We start from the raw sequence: 21,275 nt of genomic DNA, 5'->3' as shown, positions 1-21,275 counted from the left end.
ATAGGAGAGTTTAGCTGAGACTTAGTTTTCAAAACTGGCAATCGCTTTCACCACGGCATCGCGGAAATCAGGTTTCACCACACCGGTGAGGTGGCCTGCGCCTGCGATCTTGGTGACCGGCCAACCGGGCCGGATTTGAGTGAGCGGCGCCACATACAGCCGATCCACAGGATCGTGGTCGCCCACGATGACGGCGGTGGGCATTTGCAGGGCTTTGACCTCCGCCTCAGTGACAGCGAGCCTGGCCATGCCCTTCATGCAGGCAGAGCCGCTGCTGCCGCCGAGCAGTCGTTTGCGCACTGGAATGTGCTCCCAAAATCCCTGCAAAGCGCTGCCATCCGGCAGCCAGCCCATGCCGCACAGCAGCAGCCCCTGCACACGCTCTGGGTGAAGCACCGCCGTTTTCAGTGCGATCATACCGCCCATGGAATAACCAACGATGTGAGCTCTGCGGATGTCGAGATGGTCAAGAAGTGCGACGACGTCCTCAGCCATGGCGGCACCATAGGCATCTTCGGTTTGAGGCTTATCCGATTTCCCGTGGCCTCGGCAGTCCACGACAATAACCCGATGCGTCTGCGCCAGAGCTGCCGTGATGCCTGGCATCGTCCAGTTCATCGCGCCGCTGGAATGCAGACCGTGGATCAGCACCACCGGTTTCCCGCTGCCCTGGACGGTGTAGAAAATTTTGACGTCACCAGAGGTGAACTCGTCAGCCCATGCGGCAGCAGTCACAACCAGCAGGCAAATCAAACTGAGGCAGGATTTCATGGCGGTAGGATACAAATGAAAGCAGGGATCTCTGGTTTCACTTTTTTTCCCGCAGCATCCAGCGGTTCTGGATCTGGTCCGTCTCCTGGCTGTTGATCAGCCAGTTCAGCAGTCGCGTGCGCAGATCAAATTCCACCTCCCGCATGTCTGGCTTCCCGGCCAGATTCGTGGTCTCCAGCGGATCGGCCTTGATGTCGAACAGCTCGGCATAACCCTCCGGGTAGTAGCAGTATTTCCAGCGCTCCGTGCGTACCATCTTCGCATCAGGATGGCGGATGCCGCCCACGCCCTGGCCTTTTTCAAACGGCATCTCCGTTTTCCCTCCGGTGATGACCTCAGGAATGATGTTTTCACTGAACACTTCCGCATGCGGCTCGTAATTCCTGCCCATGTCTGCAATCAGTGGTGCCAAGCTGCGCCCCTGTACCTCACGCGGCTCTGGAATGCCGGTAAATTCCAGCAGCGTTGGCAGCAGATCCACGGTTTCGATAAGCTGGTCATGCTGGGCGTTCTTGATACGCCCAGGCAGGCTGATCATAAACGGCACTCGCACCGAAGGATCAAAGAAGCAGTTCTTGTCCGTGATGGCATGTTCAAAAAGCTGATCGCCATGATCGGAGCTGAAAACAATGAGCGTGTTCCCGGTTTTGCCTGAGGATTCCAGCACATTCAGCAGCAGACCGATTTCGTAGTCCACATGGCTGATGGTGCCATAATAACTGCGGTAGGCCCACTCCAGACGTTCGCGGTTCAGCTTTGGCTCGCCATTGCGCAGCGCCAGCTTTTGCACCGGCAGAGGCAAGTTCTTCACGGTCTCGATGCTCACCGTTTCGGGAATCGGGATCTCCACGCCGTCATACATCGAGTCATACGGTGCCGCAACTTCATAGGGCGAGTGCGGTTTCCAGAACGAAACATAATAAAAGAACGGCCGCTCATCTTTTAACAGCTCCTTCAGCACCGCGCGGGACCGTTCGCCAGTCCACGCGGTGTCGGTGTACTGCACTTCAAGAGTGGAGCGAAATGGGTTTTTCCCCGGCTCGATGTCCTTGGCTGTGGCACGGTAATACATCTTTCTACTGGGCAGGGCTTCGTGCAGCCACCGGACATAGTCTGACCACAGGTCCGTGATGGACGAGCCGTCATGCAACTCTGCGTAGTCAAACCCGGTGCGCAGCGCCTCCTCCTTGTTGGGCGGGTAGTAGTGCAGCTTGCCCACGGCTGCGGTACTGTAGCCCGCCTCCTTGAACCGTGCCTGCATCAGCACTTCGTTTCGGTCCAGCGGTGTGTAGTTTACGCGGTTCTTATGCGAGTGCGCATAGCGCCCCGTGAAAAAGCTGATGCGTGAGGGCACGCACACGGGCGATGAAACAAAGGCATGCGTGAAATTGGCCCCTCGTGACGCCAGTCGGTCCAGATTTGGCGTCTTGATGATCTTGTTGCCGTTTGCCCCGATGCAGTCCCAGCGGTGCTGGTCCGTCATGATGAAAAGAATGTTCGGTCGGGCCTTGCCACCGACCTGAGTCTGAGCCTGCAGCCCTGAAGCTGCAATGAGCATCAAGGCCGAAATGTGGCGTTTTAAAAACAGGTTCATGCAGATGGATTTATTCAGGCGCACTCCTGAGCTAGCGCTTCCGCCACTTCAGCCAAACTCGGGGCGGATGGCCGACCTCCTGATCTGCGCACGGAAAGCGATCCAGCCATGGAGGCAAAGCGCAGCGCCTCCCTCAGTGGCATGCTGCGGGCCATGGCAAAGGTGAATGCGCCGTGGAAAATGTCGCCCGCTGCTGTGGTGTCCACAGCAGTGGCAGGGAATGCGGGCAGTTCGTTGAATCCTTCGCCCGCATCATAAATCAGGCCGCGCTCTCCCAAGGTGACGATGGTGATGGTGCCAAATTGGCCGCGCAAACGTCGCAGGCACTCCTTCCGGTCTTTCACATCCTTCAGGCTTGTCATGCCCGTAGCTTGCAGGGCAAAGCGCTCTGATGCCGCTAAGTAGTGAACTTTGCCCGCAAGTGCAGCCGTGCCCTCGCGCCATGATCCCGCATCGAGAATGGAAATCGCGTCCGGACATTCCCGCATTGCGGTCAGCGAAGCCCCCAGCTCATGCCCATCGAATAGCAGTACTCGCGGAGACAGCGCACGCACAGCACTTGCGTCCAGAGACAGCGCAGCGCCCTTGGCCTTGCGATTGATGATAGTGCGGCTGCCGTTCTGTCGATTCACGAGAATCATAGACAACGGCGTGACATGCCCCGAGCGCAGATCCATCAGCGACACATCTGCTCCTGCGGCGATCAATTCATCCAGGGCGCGCACGCCATGCACATCATCGCCCACGAGTCCCGCAAATCCTGCACGGATTCCCCAGCGTACAAGCAGCCACGCCGCATTCGCTGCAGGGCCACCGCAGCCTTCGAGAGACTCGTGAGTTTCGCATTTGGAGTTCTCCAGCGGATAGTGCTCCACGAAAAGGCTCACGTCACAGGCGGCATGGCCGACGCACAAGACATCAAGGTTCATCGGCAGTTTCATGGCGACTCTCTCGGCAACGTTGAGGGTGCCGGTTACTTTCCCGTTTTGCCATACGCGGCCACCGCCGCCTTCATGAAGCCGCCATACATGATCTTCTGCTCCTCTCCAGTCATGTCAAAACGCTCCACCAAAATCACCATGGCGATCTCGTTTTTTGGGTCGATCCACATGGCCGTGCGGCGCGCACCACGATGACCGAAACTTCCCACACTCGGGCCTTCATCCTCCTTGAGCTTGATGGAGAATCCAACGCCATAGGCTGAGTCAGGACTTACTGGGGTTTCTCCGGTCTGGATGGAGGACAAATGTTTGACCGCCTGCTCAGAGAGATAGCGTTTTCCATCCAGCGCACCAGCATTCAGCAGCATGCGGCAAAAGGTGCCAATATCCGCGGCGGTGGAGAAAAAGCCGCCCGCAGGCTCGCCATAGTGTTTGGCATAATTAAAAGCGATGCCCGCTCCCATGTCCGCCGTCACAGATCGAGGCACATGCACTCCTTCACTCCATTTGTCGATGATGCGCTGTTCGGCTCCTTTGTCCTGCTGGATCTCCTCCAGTCCCTTCTTGTCAGCGGTGAACCGTGCCGTGTGGGCCAGTCGTGCAGCCTGCTCTTCATTCGGCCAGAAGGTGGTGTCCTTCATTCCAAGCGGTTCAAACAGACGCTTCTGCATGAAATCAGCGTAGTTCATGCCGCTCACCACCTCAATGATGCGTCCACCGGTGTTAATTCCGCAGTTGTTGTATTCATACTTGGTGCCCGGCTCCTGCCGCAGCGGAAACCGTGCATACAGCGCCACATTATCCTTCAGCGACTGCGTCTGCCTCAGCGTTTTCTCATTCGCCAGCACCATGCCGCTCGTGTGGCACATCACCTCGCGCACCGTGATCGGGTGCTTTGGCGCGCGCAGGATGCCGTCTGCATCCTTGACCTTCTGGTCTTTGAACTCAGGCAGGTATTTTTCCACCGGATCATCCAGGCTCACCTTGCCCTCATCCACCAGCATCATCAGCGCAGTGCCGGTGAGTGACTTGCTCATGGAGGCGATCCAAAACACTGCGTCTTTGCGTATGGGCGTCTTGCTGACCAGGCTGGCATAGCCTGCGGACTCGAAGTCGAGCACCTTGTCCTTGTTGGTGACCAGCGTCACCACACCAGGGGCGATGTGCTTGTCCACCAGCGACTCCAGCACTGGCTTGATCGGGCTGGGGCTTGTCTCACCAAGCAAGAGCGAGGCGAGGGCAAAGAGGCTGAAAAAAGTGAGAAGTTTCATCATTTGAGTTATGGAGAGGTGATTTCGCTGTCCGCCATGCCGCTCTTATAGGCGATGGCCTTGACCTGAATGCCCGGCTGCACGCTGATGGCACCGCAGTACACATAGCCGCGCGTGCGCGTCGGTGTCGTGCCGTCGAGAGTATAGCGGAACCACGCACCCTGAGTCGACGACTTCAGCGTGATGATCTTTCCATCGTTGCCGAACTCTGGTTTGCCACAGGGCTCCTTACCCTCCTCATACAGGCCGCAGTCCGGATAATTCTTCACCACATCCCACGCGAGGCGTTCGATCACGCGTGCTTGCTCCGGGGTAAGCGTGGTCTCGATGGGCAGCGTCTTGCCCTCCGGCGCTTCACGGTAAAAAGCGGAATACCAGGTGAGATCCACCAGATACGCGCCATTCGCCGAATTATGGATCGGTCCGCTGGCAGGATGCACCTGGTCATTGAAAAGCAGCGGGTAAAAGGAGCCAGGTTTCACACCGGGAAACTGCCCGTGATCGATCATGTTTTTGATCCAGCCCATTGCCAGCGCGCTGGGGATGATGTGCGCGGTTTTTCCATCAGAGATCTGCGGATTCAGCCGGTGCTGCAGTTCTTCCACATACAGCAGCATGGCGCTCATGGATTCCTCCCAGGTCAGCGCCGGAAAGGTCTTCTTCATCTGATAGCTCGGCACGGTGCCGGCATCACTGGGGCGTGCTCGTTTCATTTCCACCCACTCGCAGTACAGCCACGGCTGCATATCGGGCGACTTCTCGCGGAATTTGCGGATGAAGCTGATCTCGGCGGCAATTTCCTTGTCCAGATCAAAGTCGCGCGGCTGCAGCGTGATCAGGTCCACCTTTCCGATCTTGCTCCAGTGTTCGTCCCACGTCGCGGTGCCGCGTTTCTGCGACTGCATTTCCTTAGCAGTCGCCAGCTTGTCATTTTTGTACTCACCCGTCGCCACGGCCCAGTTCTCACGTGTCAGCGCACCAGGACGCAAAAACGACTCCTGATGGTGCGCATAGCCCGCCGTGCGCGCATAGCGCCAAAAGCCGCCGCAGGTTCCGGTGAGACTGTTGCCGATGTGTGCGGTGAAGAGTCCCGACTTAGTCTGGTCCTTCACCAGATAAGTCACCGGCACCGGCAGACTTGGTGCTGCACGATCAGGATCAATCGTGACGGCTGTAATCGTAGTGTTCTTCTCTACATGGATCGGCTTGCTGTAGGTCTCTCCATGCTCCACAGTCGGTGTGCTGCCATCCAAAGTGTAGCGAATGATGGCCTCACGCGGGCCGCTCAACTTCACGTCCGTCGGCTGGTCCAGATCGTTCCCTGCCGGATTAAACGCAGGCCGGTTGGGCGTGGCCGTGGCAAACAGGTCAAAACCGATCGCGCTGTCGTTCACAGCGTCTTTGCCTTCCACAAAGGGGGTGAAGATTGCCCCTTTGTTCTCACCTCCCGCGAGCAGTCGGTCTCCCGAATACACCTCCACCTTGCCCATCTTGGCCGTCGCACCGGCAGGCATGGAAAGACGTAGCCAGCGGTAGAGTTTCACGTTCTCAAACTTCACTTCGCTCCAGCTCTTCGCTGCCACCGCGTTGATCGTTGTCAGCGTCACATACCCTTCTGTGCGGGAGGTGTTGGAGCCCTCCAGCTTTGCACCCACCATGGCCTGCTCCGTGCCGGGCAGCGGCTCAAAGCGCAGGCGATTGCATGCGGGGAGGGCCTTTTCAGCCGCATGCAATGTCATGGCCGAAACTGCTGTCAGCCACAGAGATACAAGCAGGGACATTCCTCCCAGCGGATGGGGTGGGTTCGTTCTCATAAAAACAAAGGGATAAGCTGCCTTGAGCGATTACTGTGGCCAGTACTGGGCGATCTTCTTCTTCAGGAACTCCACACTGCGAGCGAGCTGCTCCATGCCATCGACGCCGTCTTCGATGCTGATCCAGCTGTCGAAGCCCTTGCTCTTCAGCTCGGAGAAAATAGCATCGTAGTCATTCAAACCTTTGCCGATTTCGCCATGGCGCAGGCGCTTGGCGTAGCCCATGGCACCACCTTCCTCCTTGCGCAGATCTTCGATGGTTCCTTCCGCCAGATAGCGGTCGCTGGCATGCATCGTCACCACGCGGTGGGAGACACGCTTCAGCAGTTCCACCGGATCTTCTCCTGCCAGGTAGGTGTTGGAAGGGTCGTAGTTCACCCCAAAGTTCGGATGATTCACCGCATCCACCAATTTGCAGAAAACATCCATCTTCTGCGCGAATTCGGGATATTCCCAGAAATCATCCTTGTAGTGGTTCTCAATGATCAGCGTAATGCCGCGTTCCTGCGCATAGGGCAGGCAGGCGTAGATGGAATCTGCCGCCAGCTTCACTCCTTCATCAATCGACAGCTCCGGGCGGCGCTGCCCGCTGAGCACGCGGCAGTAGGAGCCGCCGAGCGTGTGTGTCATATCGATCCAGCGCTTCTGTTTGGCGATCTCCTTTTCGCGAAAGGCTGCATCCGGGTGCGTGAAGTCGGGGGAGCAGCACATCATCGGGATCACCTTGCCGGTGTCCTCCACTTCCTTCCGGAAGCACGGCCAGTTTTTCTCATCGGCCATTTCCAGAAATCCGGCATACCATTCCAGGCCCTGCACATCGAGTTTGGAGGCGAGCTGGATCCATTCGGACACGGTCATGGTTCCTTCTTTGCAGAGGGCCTGCATGAAGGCTTTGGGGAAGGCGGCGAGCTTGGGCATGGTGGGGTGTTATTTGGAAGGGATGGTGGAGGCGTCTTTCGGCGGATTGCGGCCGATGAAGGGATGCTGCTCCAGGTCAAAGACCTGGCCGCTGATCGGGCCGCACTCGTCGGCCAGCAGCCATGCGGCGCACGCGGCGACTTCATCCGGCCACAGGATGCGTCCTGCGGGGGCATAGACCTTGGGCAGGTCGGCATACCAGTCTTCGCGCAGGCCGTGCTCTCGTTTGCGCTTGGCTTCGTTTTCGGTCAGCACCCAGCCGGGATTGATCTGGTTTACGCGCACGCCGTTTTCACGCATCAGCGTGTCTCCCAGGTTGCGGGTCAGTGTCATGAGCGCGCCTTTGCTCACGCTGTAGGGCATCAGGTTGGGTTCGCCGCTGTAGGCGTTCACGCTGCCGATGTTGATGATGCTGCCATGCGTTGCGCTCAGATGCGGCAAAGCGGCACGGATGATCAGATAGGGCACCACGCAGTTGATCTCCAGCATGCGGCGAAACCACGCACCATCCGTGGTCTGGATGTTACCCGTGCCAACCTGTGCGGCGTTGTTCACCACCGCATCCAGTTTGCCAAAGGCCTTCACGGCGGCGTCCACCAGCAGCTGCGGGGCGGCCTCATCTGCCAGATCCTTGATCACCAGTGTTGCATTTTCAGCGCCGAGTTCGGCGACGGTTTGCTCTCCCAGATCCTGCTCCAGGCCATGGACGATGACTTTGGCTCCTTCGGCGACGCAGCGTTTGGCGATGGCCTTGCCGATACCGGTGACACTGCCGGTGACGATGATGACTTTGTTTTGAAGACGAGACATGTTGTTTTTAGGAATCAGTAAAAGGACCGGCGTTCTGCCGGGCGAGGGCCTCACGCACACGCTGACCATTCAGCGAGGCCACCGCGGTTTTCTCGGTCAAACTCATGGCTGCCGCGCATCCCGCCGCCTCGCCCAGAGCCATGGCGGTTACAGTCACGCGGGTGGAAGCATGAGCACCACGTGTGGCGCTATGGCAGCGGCCTGCCACGAGCAGATTTTCGATCTTCTGTGGCACGAGCGAGCGGTAGGGGATGTCATAGGGCCCGGGCTGCACCTTCTCCGGGTTAAAGTCATTCGCGCTGCCCACCACGGTCTTGTTCGGGTGCAGATCCAGATACCAGCAGCCGGTGGCGATGGCGTCGTCAAACCGGCGGCCCTGCATGACTTCCTTCTCATTCAGCACATGCTGGCCGATCAGGCGGCGCGACTCGCGCACACCGATCCATGGATACGCTTCGAGGAAATAGGAGTCCGCAAAGGCGGGGATGTCCCGCTTCCACGCACGATGCATGGCCAGCGCATCAGCGCGTCCTTGCATCTCGGCTCGGCTCAGGTCGGCGGCATCGGTTGGGTTGGCTGGCACGCGCACGCCGTGGATGTAGATCTCATCGTTGGCATACATGAACATCACGCCCGGGCCGTAGAAATGCGGCAGTTCACCAAGCTCCTGCGCTTTCACCAGCGCGGCACGGCAAAGTTTGCCGATGTCCGGCACCTTCTGCACTTTGCCGATGCGGAAATGCAATGTCAGGGGCTGCACCTCGGCGCTTTGCTCTGTAGGCGCACCCGCCCAGGCGGCCACATCAGCGTCTCCGGTGCAGTCGATCACGACCTTGGGTTTGATGCGGACCAGCCCGTCCTTGTTGGCGATCACCACGGAGGTGATGCGACCGTTGGAGGACTCGGCATCGCAGGCGAAGGAATTGAAAAGCACGGTCAGCCTGTCGCCACAGGCCTGCAGTTCGCGGTCCAGCAGCACTTTAAACTCAAAGGTGTTCGGTATCGTGGGGTTGTGCGGCTTGATCTCCTTGGCATCCGCCTTGCACACACCCGTCTTGGCCAGCAGTTCCAGCGCGATACCACGCACCACCACGCGATGCGTCTTGATGTCTGCGATGCCATCAAAGTAGGGCAGGCCCACGCTCGTGATGATGCCGCCAGCAAAGGGCGCTTTTTCCACCAGCAGCGTCTTTGCACCATTGCGTGCCGCGCTCAGCGCCGCTGCCGTGCCAGCACAGCCTCCGCCGCACACCAACACATCCGTCTCAATCTCACGGATAGGTGCCTTGGTCGTCGCCTGCTGCGCAGACGCCACAGGAGCCGCCGCGACGACGGCAGACGCCTTCACAAAAGCACGCCTCGTGTGGCGGTCACTGCTGGTTGGGCTGGGATTCATGACTTGGAGCATTTAACGGAACTTCATCCACCAGTTCCACGACAAAGTCTGTGTGAAATGCGCCAGGCTGCAAGGTTTTGCATCACCGCCATTTCCAGACACAAAAACGCCGGGGCTGTTCCCGCCCCGGCGCTCGATGAATCAAAATGGTCCCTCAGTATTACTTCGCCACGCCCTTGATGCTGAAGTCGTCGTAAATCACGTCTACTTTATTGGTGGTGATGCTCACGACCGTCTTGTGATCATGCGCGACTCCGGGAGACTGGAACGTATTGACGACCTTGCCGTCGATGCTGGTTTCCACCACGTCGCCATGAGTGCGCACGGTCAGCGTGTGCCACTCTTTGAAGGACACCGTGGTGGGTGTCGACTTCGTCCACTTCTGCATATTGGCCTTGTCCTCGGCGGTCAGTGTGGGTGGAACGGCTTTCTTGCGTGTGTAAATATCGTTGCTGAACGTGCCGGTCTTGGCATCGGCCACCACGACTGCCTTCGGATTCACCGTGATGCTGCAAATGTGTCCGGCGTGCGAGCCTTTGTAGTCCTTGTCATCCAGCCAGATGTTGAAGCCTTTGGCCTGGTCGCTGACGAGCTGGAACTTTACAGACACTTCCAGATCCGTCTCCGGTGCGATCCGGATCACATCCACAGCGTTGTGGTCCGATTCCGGTGCCGTGATGCCCACCAGCACTCCGCCTTTCACCACACTCGCGCTCTTGTAATGGCCCCAGGCCTTGCCGAAGCCGTCGGCGGAAAAGTCGTCGGAGAAAATGACACGGGGGTAATCAACGGCAAAAGCGGCCGTGGAGAGCAGGGCGAGGCAAAGAAGGGATTTCATGGCAGGTGTGGAATGAGAGAAGAAAGTACGGCAGGCGTCCTCCCATTACACAAGCTATTTCACGAACTTCTTCACAAAGTCCAAAACCGAGCGCGTGAAGGTCCATTCGCCGGTTTCAGGCAGGCATTTGGAAGGCGCGCTCACCCAGCTTTCAATCACGATCTGGTCCGGCCTGCCGTCCACGGCGGCGTAGTCATAGCCCTGCTGCATGATGGAGGTGTACCAGGTGCTGTCATCTGCCAGCCCGCGCTTTTGCATGCCGGGATAGCCGGAGGCCCAGTAGATCAGGGAAAAGGGCAGCTTCTTCTGGCGGCAGTAGAGCTCCAACTGCCGCACCTCCTTCCATGAGCCTTTCTGCTGCACGTTAAAGCGCAGCCAGTCCACATCCAGGCGGTAAAAATCCAGCCCGCGCACCTTCTTTTCCGCAAGATTCTGCTGCAGTCCCTCAATCCACTTCTTATGCTCTTCGACGCTCGCAGACGGATAGGCCTCGATGTCGCCAATGAGCACATCCGTGAAATGCTGGCGCACCAGCGCGATGTAGTTGGCGGTCTCCTTCATCGCATACTCATCGCTTTCGTGGATCTGCTCGCGGGCGCAGACCAGCGGTTCGTCCATGGCGATGGCGTAGAGATTCGCCCCCAGGCTTTGCAGATGCTCCCAGTTCTTGCGCTCGGCATTGAAGCACGCTTCGCCGGTCTTGCCCCAGGGCTTTACCGCTCCGACCTCCATCGCCAGCCGCAGCTTCCACTCCTTCATCATGCCGAACCACTTCCGCAGCTCATCATCACTGAAATGGCGCTGCAGGTTCAGGTCCGTGATGAACAGCACATCAATATGCGCTCTCGTTTCCTTCCATGCGTCCGGCTGCTCAAAAAGCTGCCGAAAGGCCAGGCACTTGTCCTGCCCCGGCGGACTGATCCAGACCGAGGGTTTGGGGGCTTGTGCCTGGGCCGAGGCCATGCAGCCACAGACGGACAGCGCTGCCGCTGCCAGGAGTCGAAAGCTCATGAGATGAAAAGAGTGGGTGGTTACACCGGACGCAGCACGCTCTTCACGACTTCGCCCTTGTGCATCTTCTCAAAGGCTTCGTGCCATTCGGTCACGGGCCAGACGCCGCCGATGATGGGCTTCACGTCAAACTGACCGCTGCTGAGCAGGGCGATGACGCGTTCCCAGATGGGCCAGTTGTGGCTGAAGCTGCCTTGAAGGGTGATGTTTTTCTGCACCAGCGGGTCGAGGTTGAAGCCCAGAGGCTGCGGGCCCCAGCCCACCTTGCTGATCCACCCGGCCGGACGCACGATGTCGAGCGCGATTTTCAGCGTGATGCTCGCACCTGCAGCGTCAATCACTCCATCGCAGCCCAGGCCGTCGCGGGCAGTGGCCCAGGGCTTGGCATCACCGATGATGACCTCGCAGCCATACTGCTTGGCGATTTCAAGTCGGTGCGCATCCTGCGGCAGGCCGACGATGGCCACCTGTGCACCGCAGAGACGTGCCATGGCAGCGCAGAGAATGCCGATGGTGCCTGGCCCGAGAACGACCACGCGGTCGCCGGGCTCGATGCGGGCGTTTTTCACCACAGCACTGTAGGCTACGCAGCAAGGCTCGGTGAGGCAGGCCTGCTCAAAGGGAAGCTGGTCCGGCACATGGTGCAGGATGCGGCTGGGTACGCGCACATACTTCGTCATGGCGCCATTCACGCCGTAGCCGAAGCCCTTGCGGGTCGGGTCCAGATTGTAGAGCCCGCGCTTGGTCATTGGGTTGTTCGGGCTGATGATCGCGGCGGTTTCGGAGACGACGCGGTCGCCCACTTTCCAGCCTTCCACTTCCTTGCCCACTTCCACGATGCGTCCGCCAAACTCATGGCCGAGCACGACCGGGTAGTTCACCGGCCAGGAGTGGTCGGCGGTCCACTGGTGGAGGTCGGAGCCGCAGACGCCCACATTGGCCACTTCGAGGAGCACGTCCTCGCTGCCGATGGTTGGGGTTTCGATTTCACGGACTTCGACGGAGCCTTTTTCAGGCGCGTAATTGACGACGGCGGCGGATTTCATGGGGTTGGAAAGAGGTGGAATTAAAAAGCAGGAACGTCCTGAGCATGCACGGCCTCGCAAATCATGCGCAGGGAGGCCTCAAGATTGCCGTCGGCGGTTTTGAAGGCGTCGGCGTCGATGGTCAGCGGGGCGCCGAGAACGACGAGCGGAGCGCCATACTTCGGGCACTGGATGGCCTGCTCTAGGCTGAGGCCGCCCACGGCCTGCACGGGCACTTTGACGGCGTTCACCACCTCGCGCAGCTGGTCCAGCGGGCTGGGCATGCGCTTGCCGGCGGCGGCGATGCCGCGGCGCTCGTCGTAGCCGATGTGGTGAATCACATAGTCACAGCCCAGATCCTCCAGCCACTTGGCTCCGGCCACCATGTCTTCAGAGATCATGTTGTCTCCCATGACCTTGCAGCCAAAGTCTTTTCCGGCTTTGACGACGCATTTGACGGTTTCTGCGTGTGCGCGGGCCATGACCACGACGTGTGTGGCTCCGGCCTTGGCCATCATTTCGGCTTCCAGGTAGCCGCCGTCCATCGTCTTCAGGTCGGCCACGATGGGGGTGTTTGGGAAAGCCTTGCGCAGGGCGCGGACACCGTGCAGACCTTCGGCGAGGATCAGCGGCGTGCCGGCCTCCAGCCAGTCCACTCCGGCACGCATGGCCAGGGCGGCGGTTTCGAGCGCTTCGTCAATGTTCGTCAGGTCGAGGGAGATTTGAACGATGGGTTTCATGGGCGGTTGTGAGTGCAGATTAATGCAGAACCACGCATCTGCGTCACGACAAAGATTATTCGAAATGCGACAGGCGGTCTTGGCCGGGGGATCTGCCGAACTTGCGCCGGTAACAGCGGATAAAATAATTGGAATCACGGAAGCCGCAGGCGTGCGCGATTTCAGTGATGTTTCGATGCGGAACCTTCAGCAAAGGCTGGGCGCGCTCCAGCCGCGCCTGCAGCAGGTAATCGAGAAAAGACTGTCCGCTAAACTCCCGGAACAGCCTGGACACGTGGTTGGGATGCAGATGGAGGAATCTCGCGACATCCTGCCTGCCGATGGGGTGATGGAGGTTCTCCTGTAGAAACCTGCAGGCTGCCAGCCAGGTGAAGCGCGCCTTGCCAGCAGCGGAGGCCGGAGGCTCTGGCTGCGCGGCCACCTCAGCGGCCATAACGAGCAGGAGTTCCACGAGGCGGCGTGCGGCCAAGTCATCAGGCGGTGCATGGCGGCGGTTTTGCAGGGCCTGGAGAAAGTGCCGCCCATCCTCATCCAGCGCCCGTGAGGCATGATGAGCCTGCAGAAACCGGTGGCCGGCCGGGCCTTTCTTGGCCAGCAGGAAACGTGTCATTTCCGGCGTGAAGACGAAACCCATGGCAAGATAGCGCGCTGATGTGTGAGGCTCCATCAGCGCGTGCGGCGCGGCCACGATGGCGTCCCCGCGCTGCAGCGTGATGATTTCCTGCTTCTGCTGCCGCAGGACGATGTAGCGCCCAGTGCCGGAGAGGCAGATGGAGAAGCGCGGGCTGTCATGCACGGGCAGCCCGCCGCGCAGGGATGGAGTGCCGGACTCCAGGGCCAGATGCACACGCCGGGGCCAGCCGCGCCTGAGCTGGCGGCGTATCCATGTGGGCCATGGGCCGGCTGGGGCGTGGGCGTCGGGCATGTTTCGTTTGTGCTATCTTTGTTAACAACTTGGGCTGGGAAGCTGGGGGTGAAAGCCGCAGACTGCAACGCGTACTCGCTGCCTGGAACCCACCATCGTCTTTCTGTCATGAAGCCCGCTCCTGCTGATTTTTCCCGTCGTCATTTTCTACGTGCTGCACTCGCAGGTCCGGCCGTGCTGCCTTCTGCCACCTGGGTGTCTGCTGCTGAGGGACCGGGCGATGCCGGGACATTTGACGAGCCCAATCGCACTGTGCCGCTGGTCAACGACGCGGATGTCATCGTCTGCGGTGCAGGGCCTGCGGGTGTGGCGGCAGCGGTGGCTGCGGCGAGGTCGGGTGCGCGGGTGCGTTTGTTTGAAACGAACGGCTGCCTGGGCGGTGTGTGGACGGCGGGCCTGCTGACCTGGATCTTTGATTTCGACAAGCCGGGGTTTACCCGTGAGATCCGGCGGCTGCTTGATGAGCGCGGTGCGCGTCGAGGCACGGATGCAGGGCGCTTTGTCTATGAGCCGGATGAAATGAAGCTGCTGCTGGAGGATCTATGCAGCGAAGCGGGTGTGAAATTCCGCCTGCACACGCGTTTGGTGGCAGCTTATCGCGAGGGAAGGCAGCTTACTACCGTCATCACCGAATCACGCTCGGGGCGGGAGGCGTGGCGGGCTCCTGTGTTTATCGACACCACGGGTGATGGTGTGCTGGGGGCGCTGGCGGGTTGCAGCTGGGATCTGGGGAAAATGGCGCAGGACGACAAGTCGGTGGAGTGCGCGTGCCAGCCGCTGACCATGAACGCGCTGGCGGTGGTGCGGGATGTGACGCAGATGGGGAAATATATCTCGTTTTATCAGGGCGACCTCAAATGGCACGTGGAGGCAACAGCCAACTTTAAGGCCGAAATCCAGCGCGCTGGTGTGGATCCCTCCTATGGGATGCCGACCATTTTTCATGTGCGCGACAACATCGTGCTGCTGATGCTGAATCATGAATACGGCGTGCGGCCGGATGACGCCGATGCCATGACTACCGCCACGGTGCGGGCACGCAAGGAGGTCTTTACCATCACCCGGGCGCTGCGGAAGCTGGGCGGGGTGTGGGACGGGCTGCAGGTGGTGGCCACGGCGGAGCAGATCGGCGTGCGGGACGGCAGGCGCATTCATGGCCGTTATGTGGTGACGAAGGAGGATCTGACCCAGGCGGCGCGGCACCCTGATGCCGTGGCGCGCGTGACCTTTGGCGTGGACATTCATGCGAAGAGCAAGGCGGACAATGACAAGCTGACCATCGAGCGCGGCGGCGTGCAAAAATTCACCCCGTATGACATTCCGCTGCGTGCGCTGATCGCCAAGGATGTGGACGGACTCATGATGGCAGGACGCTGCATCAGCGGTGATTTTGTGGCCCATGCGAGTTACCGCGTGACGGGCAATGCGGTGGCAATGGGGGAGGCCGCCGGTGTGACGGCGGCACTGGCCGCACTGAACAAGCGCCAGCCCCATGAAGTGGCCTGGGAGGACTGCCGCACGATGCTGGAAAAGATCGCGCGCTGAGCCCGCAGGCCAGTTGCACGCGGGCTGCGTCACGCCATCCTGCTTTGCGTGACAACCCCAAGGCGATCTGATGCACCCTTGAGACCCCGCGAGCGCCCCAAGCGCTCTGCGGCGGAAATTGTGCGCTGGAGGAGGCAACGGGCCGCATGGATGGCCGCGCTGGAGCCAACACTGCTGTTTCAGCGTCTTTTTGACCACATCCCAGGCGTGTATTTTTTTGCCAAGAACAAGGCCGGGCATCTGATGTTTGCCAGCGAGGGGCTGATGCAGCGCTACCAGATGCCGGACGATTCCGAGATCATCGGGCGCACAGACTTCGACCTGAACCCGGACACCATGGCGCAGGCCTATGTGGATGACGACAAGCGCCTCCTGGCCGGCAAGGCGGAGGTGATCGAACGGGTGGAGCTGTGGTGGGACTCGCAGGGTATCCCAGACTGGTTTCTGGTGACGAAGCTGCCGCTTTTTGACCGCAGGCGGAAAATTCAGGGCGTGATGGGAACGCTGAGGCGCCCGGATGAAGCTGAACGCAGGCTGCCGGTGTTTCAGACCGTGGCGCAGGCGGTGGAAATCATCCGCCATGACTACGCCAAGCCGCTGCTGATTGAAGATGTGGCCAAATCCTGCGGGCAGTCGCTGCGCCAGCTGCAGCGGCGGTTTCAGAGTGCGTTTGGCATCACGCCGCAGGAATTTCTGATTAAGACGCGGGTGCTGGCGGCGGTGCAGCTGCTGGAGCGGACGACGATGACCGCCAGCGAGATCGCGCAGCAGTGCGGGTTTGTGGATGCCAGCAGCTTCACCCAGCACTTCCGCAAGCGCATGGGCGAGTCGCCGGCGGCGTATCGGCGTGCACGAAGATGAAACTCAGTGCAGCTCATCGCACAAAGCCAGCGCCTTCAAGGCCTGGGCGGTGGCGATGTAGGTGATGTAGTGGTAGTTGCCCCGGTAGAGCGAGTGCATCCACCAGCGGCCGGAGACGCGCTGCTCGCGCTTGAGCCAGGTGACGGCGCGCTGGATGCGCTCATCGCTGGCGGGGATGTTGTTTTGACGCATCAGAACGACTGCAAAGGCAGTCATGTAGGCGTCGCTCTCCGGTTTGGCAGCGTCAGGGAGGTTGCTGACGAGTTTCACCACGGTGTCGCTCATCTTGAAATGCCAGTCGCTGAGCGCGGACATGTCGCGCAGTGACCAGCCGCCATCGGCGTGCTGTTTGGACGAAAGCAGGGCCAGAGCTGCATCTCGCTGCGCCTGCGGAACGAGATCGGGCATGTAATGGGCGAGCTGTAAATGCAGGATGCGGTCATAGTCGTTCTTCGGCTCGGCAGTGCGCAGCCAGGACTTCATTTTCTCGATGCGAGCGAGCAATTCCGCATCCTTCAGGCCGGATAGCCAGCCGGGGGCAGAGGTGACGGCGCGGGCGGCTTGCAGGGTAAGCTCGAAGTCGGTGGTGATGTGGGGAATTTCCACCTCGCCATAGCTGACGAAAGAGCCGTTGGCAGACTGGCGCATGAGCATCTCATGCAGGGAGCGCTCAGTGTGTGCGGAGAGCTTGCCGGTGACGTGTTTGTCCCATTCGGCGAGGCCGAGGGAGCGCCAGATGCTGGTCCAGGAACCGCCGTAGTATTTGATGCCATCCTTTTCCGTCTCCTTCTGCGGCTTGACCTCTGCAGGCACGGTTTTGACAAAGTCTGCCAGCACTTCCTCCAGAGGCTGTCCGAATTGTCGGGAGAGGGCTGGGCGCTCGCTGAGGTAGGGGCCGGTGGTGTGGCAGTTGACGCAGGTCTTTTCACGCACCCAGCAGATGGCGCCGTCATCGAGGTACTTGGCAGCGGCCTTGATGGTGTCGGGACCGAATGCCTTCACGCGGGGCTCATCTGCCGTGGGAATGCTGACCTGGATGCCTTCGGTCTTGTATTGAAATTCGGGCTTGGGTTTTGGGTCAGCGGCGACAACCATGGAGGTGGTCAGCAGGAGGAAAAGGGCGTGCTTCATGCGCCTGACTGTACGCTGCGACTTTCTGCGATTAATCGCCCGAGGGAAACTGAGTCATCCACATACAACCATTTGCGCATGGCTGCCGAGATTTGCGGCCATTCGTGGTCGAGCATGGCAAACCAGGCGGTGTCGCGGTTTTCGCCCTTGATGATCATGTGCTGGCGGAAGATGCCTTCAAAGGTGAAGCCGAGGCGGAGGGCTGCATTCCTGCTGGGTTCATTGCGTGCGTCGCATTTCCACTCCATGCGGCGATAGCCGAGTTTTTCGAAGCAGTAGCGCAGCAGCAGGTAGCAGGATTCGGTGTTGGCCTTGGTGCGCTGGGCTGCTGGTGCGTACCAGATGTTTCCGAGCTCTGCCACGCCGTGCTCGGCACGGATGCTCATGAGCGAGATGCTGCCGAGGGGCTGGTGGGTGCCGCTCGTGCGCACGGTGAAGGCGATGACATTGGGCGTGGCCTGCCATTCGCGGAGAAAGGCGGCCTGCTCTGCGACATCGGAAAAAGGACCGCGGGGCATGAAGCGCCAAAGTTTGCGTGTGGTTTCATCGACATGCGAGATGGCGTGGAGTTCTGCCACATCCGCAGCCACATCCAGCGGTGTGAGGGTGACAAAGCGGCCTTCGAAAATCTGGGGGGCGGGCTGGGGTTTCATGTCAGTTTTCTGGCTGAACAATGACGTCTGTCTTGATGGAATTGGCAATGAAGCACTGCTCATGGGCAAGATGATGCAGGTGCTCGACTTCGGTGGCAGAAGGCTGCTTTTCGCCACCCCAGATGATTTTAGGATGCAGGGTGATGCGGCTGATCCAGAGCACGCCGCGCTCATTTTGCGTCATGATGCCTTCTGCTGCGTCTTCATAGCTTTCAGGGAGGAATCCGGCGTCGCAGGCGACGTGGAGGAACCAGAGCATGTGGCAGCTGGAGACAGAGGCGACGAACAGCTCCTCGGGGTCGATGCCGGCGGGATTGGACCACGGGGCGGGCACGATGTGCGGCGAAGGGGAGCCTGGCATGACAGCGCCGCCGTCGAAATGGAGCGCATGTTCGCGCGAATAACGGCGGCTGAGGAAATCAGGGCCCTGGTTTTTCCAGCGGATGGTGGCGGTGTGGGTGGACATCAGAGGCACTCCTTCGTCATCTGGGCGGTTTCGCGGTCGGTCTGATCGGTGCTTTTTTCGAGCATGGCGATGACTCCGGGCGCATCTTGTGGACGATTTTGGCTGAGCTTGAACTTGCCTTCGAGGCGGGTGATCTGGATCTCGATGCCGACGATGCCTTTCATGAGACCGTCGCGGAATTCGGGGGGAAGCTGGCCATTCCAGCGGTTAGGGCGGCCGGATTCGTAGAATTCGACGAGGTCATGGAGCATCTGGGCAAAGCGATCGTGCTGCGTGACGATGCGCGGGATGCCATAGGCATGCACGGCGGTGTAGTTCCAGGTGGGGACGGCGGGCTGGGTGGCATACCAGGCCGGGGAGATGTAGGCGTGGGGGCCGGTGAAGATGACGAGGACCTCGGACGAGGTGAAATGACGCCACTGAGGATTGGCGCGCGCCATGTGAGAAATGAGCGTGTTTTGTGTCGGATTCAGCAAAAAAGGCAGGTGAGTGGCCTGCGGGACGCCGCCCTCCTGGGAAACGAGGGTGGCAAAGCTGTGGCGCCGGATGAATGCGTGGAGCGTGCCGAGGTCGTCGATCTGGAAGTGGGCGGGGGTGTACATGGGGCCTACTTTTGCTTTTCGGGGAGCGCGGGGATGGGGGTGGGGTCGATGGTGACTTCGATGCCGCGAAGGGTTTTGTCGATGAACTGCTTGGAGCGGGTGACGACCTCGGGGTTGCTGACGGAGCTGTGGCCGCCGTCGGTGATGGGGATGAGGATGGAGGGAACGCCGACCTTTTGGAGGGCGGAGTGGATGGCCTGGGCGTGGAGGAAGGCGACGCGTTTGTCGGCGGAGCCGTGGAAGGTGATGAAGGGGGGATCGTCCTTGGTGACGTAGGTGACGGGAGAGGCGGCGACGGCTTCGGCGTGCTTTTCCATGAAGTTGCCACCGAGAAGACCAATCACGGCGTTGTCATTGAGGGTGGGCTGGTTGTCTTTGCCGAACATGAGGGCCTGGGTGAAATCTTCGGGGCCGCAGTGGTTGACCACGCAGTGGACGCGGCTGCTGAAGGCGGTGTTGGGGCCGAGGTCGCCTTCGAGTTCTTTGACGTCGCCACTGGTGCCGATGAGGGAGGAGAGATGGCCGCCTGCAGAGCTGCCCATGACGGCAATTTTGTCGGGATCGAGATTGAACTCCTTAGCGTGAGCGCGGACCCAGCGGATGGCTGCCTTGCAGTCGTAAACCTGTGCAGGCCAGCGGGCTTCTTCGGTGAGGCGATAGCCGACGGCGACGGTGGCGTAGTCGCCGGTGCGAGCGATGCGGATGGCGGTTGCGGAGTAGCCAAGGCGATCTCCATGCACCCAGCCACCGCCGTGGATGAGGGCGACGACCGGGAGAGGCTTGTCGGTGTTGCGTTTTTTGGGGAGGTAGAGATCGACTTTCTGCTTGGGGTTGTCGGTGCCGGCGTAGGGCTGGTCGAGACGGACTTCGAGCTGGCTTTTTGCAGCGGCTTCCAGGGCTTTCTTTTTCTGGGCTTCGAGGTCCTGGGCAAGAACGGGGGTGACGGCGAGAAGGAGAAGAAGGAGGTGTTTCATCGTGAGAAGAGAACGTGGAGGAAGGCGGGAACTAGCGGTCAGCATCCTATCAGTGCTTGAGGCGCTTGAGGACGAATTCCTCCAGGGTGTTGATGGCGGGATTGTCGGCGCGATGCTTCAGGAGGGAGACGTGGGTGTCGGCGAGTTTTGGGAGGAGCGAGGCATCGACGGCCTGCAGTTCCGGGGGGATCATGGTGTGGGGCATGACGCTGATGCCCATGCCTGCTTTGACGGCGGCGACGGTGCCTGCGTAGCTGGGGCTGGAAAAGACGAGACGCCAGGGTCGGCCTGCTTTTTCGAGGGCTTTGATGGCGGAAGCGCGATAGACGCAGGGCGCGGGTGAGAGGACGAGGGGGACGGGTTTTTTGCGGTTGATGAGAATGGGGTCTCCGACCCACTTGAGAGGCTCTGACCAGACATCGAGGCCGTTGGGGAAGTCTTCGGGCCGGTTCATTTTGACCAGCACGAGATCGAACTTCTTCTTTTTGAAGCGATCGAAGAGGTTGAGCGTGAGGTCGCATTCGATGTTGAGAAGGATGCGGGGGTGAATGCGTGAAAAATCGGCGAGCACCTCGGAGAGGTAAACGCTGGCGAAGTTTTCCGGCAGGCCGAAGCGCACCTCGCCCTCGAGCTCGGGAGTGGTGAAGCGGTCGAGCGCCTCGCGATGGAGAGCGAAGATCTGCCGGGCATAGCCGAGGAAGATTTCGCCCTCGGGCGTGAGGCCGAACTGCCTGCCTTTGACGAAGAGAGGCTTTCCGAGCAGGGCGGCCAGTTTGGTCATCTGCTGGCTGATGGCCGACTGGGTTCTGCCGACGCGCTCGGCGGCACGGGTGAAGCTGCCGGTTTCAGCGACGGCGATGAAGCATTGGAGGGTGATGGTGTCGAAGATCATTAGAAGAGCTAATGTGATGTATAAGAATAATGATCTTTTCTTATATTATCAAGGCTAATATGTGTCCGGTGTAAGCCAAGAAAAACTAATACCCACA

Annotated in this window: 21 protein-coding genes; 2 read left to right on the top strand and 19 right to left on the bottom strand. The window is 59.9% G+C overall.

All coding sequences use genetic code 11. From position 1 onward, the window contains the following. Positions 1-21: 21 nt before the first annotated feature. The 13 genes from HNQ65_RS09845 to HNQ65_RS09785 form a co-directional block, all read right to left on the bottom strand. Positions 22-771 carry an alpha/beta fold hydrolase gene (locus tag HNQ65_RS09845; protein ID WP_184339351.1) on the bottom strand — a complete coding sequence of 250 codons (750 nt, stop codon included), beginning with the start codon at positions 769-771 and terminating at the stop codon, positions 22-24. A 37-nt stretch (positions 772-808) separates the two neighbouring features. Further along, positions 809-2,365, bottom strand: a complete 1,557-nt coding sequence (locus HNQ65_RS09840) for a sulfatase family protein (RefSeq protein WP_184339350.1) — start codon at positions 2,363-2,365, stop codon at positions 809-811. 14 nt (positions 2,366-2,379) lie between these two features. Next, positions 2,380-3,294 (bottom strand): PfkB family carbohydrate kinase, encoded by a 915-nt coding sequence (locus HNQ65_RS09835; RefSeq protein ID WP_221306104.1) that lies wholly within the window; start codon positions 3,292-3,294, stop codon positions 2,380-2,382. Positions 3,295-3,338: 44 nt separating this feature from the next. Further along, the gene (locus HNQ65_RS09830) at positions 3,339-4,580 is read right to left on the bottom strand and encodes a serine hydrolase domain-containing protein (RefSeq protein ID WP_221306103.1); all 1,242 of its coding nucleotides are present in this window, start codon (positions 4,578-4,580) and stop codon (positions 3,339-3,341) included. Positions 4,581-4,585: 5 nt separating this feature from the next. Further along, the gene (locus tag HNQ65_RS09825; RefSeq protein ID WP_221306102.1) at positions 4,586-6,358 is read right to left on the bottom strand and encodes a chitobiase/beta-hexosaminidase C-terminal domain-containing protein; all 1,773 of its coding nucleotides are present in this window, start codon (positions 6,356-6,358) and stop codon (positions 4,586-4,588) included. A 63-nt stretch (positions 6,359-6,421) separates the two neighbouring features. Beyond that, positions 6,422-7,309, bottom strand: a complete 888-nt coding sequence (locus HNQ65_RS09820; protein ID WP_184339346.1) for a sugar phosphate isomerase/epimerase family protein — start codon at positions 7,307-7,309, stop codon at positions 6,422-6,424. Between the two features lie 9 nt (positions 7,310-7,318). Continuing rightward, positions 7,319-8,119 (bottom strand): SDR family NAD(P)-dependent oxidoreductase, encoded by an 801-nt coding sequence (locus tag HNQ65_RS09815; protein ID WP_184339345.1) that lies wholly within the window; start codon positions 8,117-8,119, stop codon positions 7,319-7,321. Between the two features lie 7 nt (positions 8,120-8,126). Continuing rightward, on the bottom strand, positions 8,127-9,515 hold the full coding sequence (locus HNQ65_RS09810) for an FAD-dependent oxidoreductase (RefSeq protein WP_184339344.1): 1,389 nt from the start codon (positions 9,513-9,515) through the stop codon (positions 8,127-8,129). A 160-nt stretch (positions 9,516-9,675) separates the two neighbouring features. Then, on the bottom strand, positions 9,676-10,353 hold the full coding sequence (locus tag HNQ65_RS09805; protein ID WP_184339343.1) for a hypothetical protein: 678 nt from the start codon (positions 10,351-10,353) through the stop codon (positions 9,676-9,678). A 54-nt stretch (positions 10,354-10,407) separates the two neighbouring features. Beyond that, on the bottom strand, positions 10,408-11,364 hold the full coding sequence (locus HNQ65_RS09800) for a hypothetical protein (protein ID WP_184339342.1): 957 nt from the start codon (positions 11,362-11,364) through the stop codon (positions 10,408-10,410). 20 nt (positions 11,365-11,384) lie between these two features. After that, entirely contained in the window at positions 11,385-12,410 is a 1,026-nt protein-coding gene (locus tag HNQ65_RS09795) for a zinc-binding dehydrogenase (RefSeq protein WP_184339341.1), read from the bottom strand. A gap of 20 nt (positions 12,411-12,430) precedes the next feature. Then, positions 12,431-13,129: an orotidine 5'-phosphate decarboxylase / HUMPS family protein gene (locus HNQ65_RS09790; protein WP_184339340.1), complete on the bottom strand. Its 699-nt coding sequence runs from the start codon at positions 13,127-13,129 to the stop codon at positions 12,431-12,433. Positions 13,130-13,184: 55 nt separating this feature from the next. Then, positions 13,185-14,054, bottom strand: a complete 870-nt coding sequence (locus tag HNQ65_RS09785; protein ID WP_184339339.1) for a helix-turn-helix transcriptional regulator — start codon at positions 14,052-14,054, stop codon at positions 13,185-13,187. A 108-nt stretch (positions 14,055-14,162) separates the two neighbouring features. Here HNQ65_RS09785 and HNQ65_RS09780 point away from each other — a divergent pair, with 108 nt between their 5' ends. Together HNQ65_RS09780 and HNQ65_RS09775 are read left to right on the top strand one after the other, a co-directional pair. Further along, positions 14,163-15,599, top strand: coding sequence for an FAD-dependent oxidoreductase (locus HNQ65_RS09780; RefSeq protein WP_184339338.1), 1,437 nt, complete (start codon positions 14,163-14,165; stop codon positions 15,597-15,599). A gap of 78 nt (positions 15,600-15,677) precedes the next feature. Next, the gene (locus HNQ65_RS09775) at positions 15,678-16,460 is read left to right on the top strand and encodes an AraC family transcriptional regulator (RefSeq protein WP_246437989.1); all 783 of its coding nucleotides are present in this window, start codon (positions 15,678-15,680) and stop codon (positions 16,458-16,460) included. 3 nt (positions 16,461-16,463) lie between these two features. Here HNQ65_RS09775 and HNQ65_RS09770 read toward each other — a convergent pair whose 3' ends face one another. The 6 genes from HNQ65_RS09770 to HNQ65_RS09745 are packed head-to-tail and all read right to left on the bottom strand — an operon-like array spanning position 16,464 to position 21,178. Further along, positions 16,464-17,591: a prenyltransferase/squalene oxidase repeat-containing protein gene (locus HNQ65_RS09770; RefSeq protein WP_184339337.1), complete on the bottom strand. Its 1,128-nt coding sequence runs from the start codon at positions 17,589-17,591 to the stop codon at positions 16,464-16,466. Beyond that, entirely contained in the window at positions 17,588-18,244 is a 657-nt protein-coding gene (locus HNQ65_RS09765; RefSeq protein WP_184339336.1) for a GNAT family N-acetyltransferase, read from the bottom strand. Before HNQ65_RS09765 ends, HNQ65_RS09770 begins: the two co-directional genes overlap by 4 nt. Before the next feature lies 1 nt (position 18,245). Beyond that, entirely contained in the window at positions 18,246-18,710 is a 465-nt protein-coding gene (locus HNQ65_RS09760; RefSeq protein ID WP_184339335.1) for an OsmC family protein, read from the bottom strand. Then, positions 18,710-19,312, bottom strand: a complete 603-nt coding sequence (locus HNQ65_RS09755) for an FMN-binding negative transcriptional regulator (RefSeq protein ID WP_184339334.1) — start codon at positions 19,310-19,312, stop codon at positions 18,710-18,712. Before HNQ65_RS09755 ends, HNQ65_RS09760 begins: the two co-directional genes overlap by 1 nt. A 5-nt stretch (positions 19,313-19,317) precedes the next feature. After that, positions 19,318-20,286, bottom strand: a complete 969-nt coding sequence (locus HNQ65_RS09750; protein ID WP_184339333.1) for an alpha/beta hydrolase — start codon at positions 20,284-20,286, stop codon at positions 19,318-19,320. Positions 20,287-20,335: 49 nt separating this feature from the next. Continuing rightward, positions 20,336-21,178, bottom strand: a complete 843-nt coding sequence (locus HNQ65_RS09745; protein ID WP_184339332.1) for a LysR substrate-binding domain-containing protein — start codon at positions 21,176-21,178, stop codon at positions 20,336-20,338. Positions 21,179-21,275: the final 97 nt, after the last annotated feature.

Source organism: Prosthecobacter vanneervenii (assembly GCF_014203095.1).
Taxonomy (GTDB): domain Bacteria; phylum Verrucomicrobiota; class Verrucomicrobiia; order Verrucomicrobiales; family Verrucomicrobiaceae; genus Prosthecobacter; species Prosthecobacter vanneervenii.
This window is presented reverse-complemented; position numbering and strand designations above follow the sequence as displayed.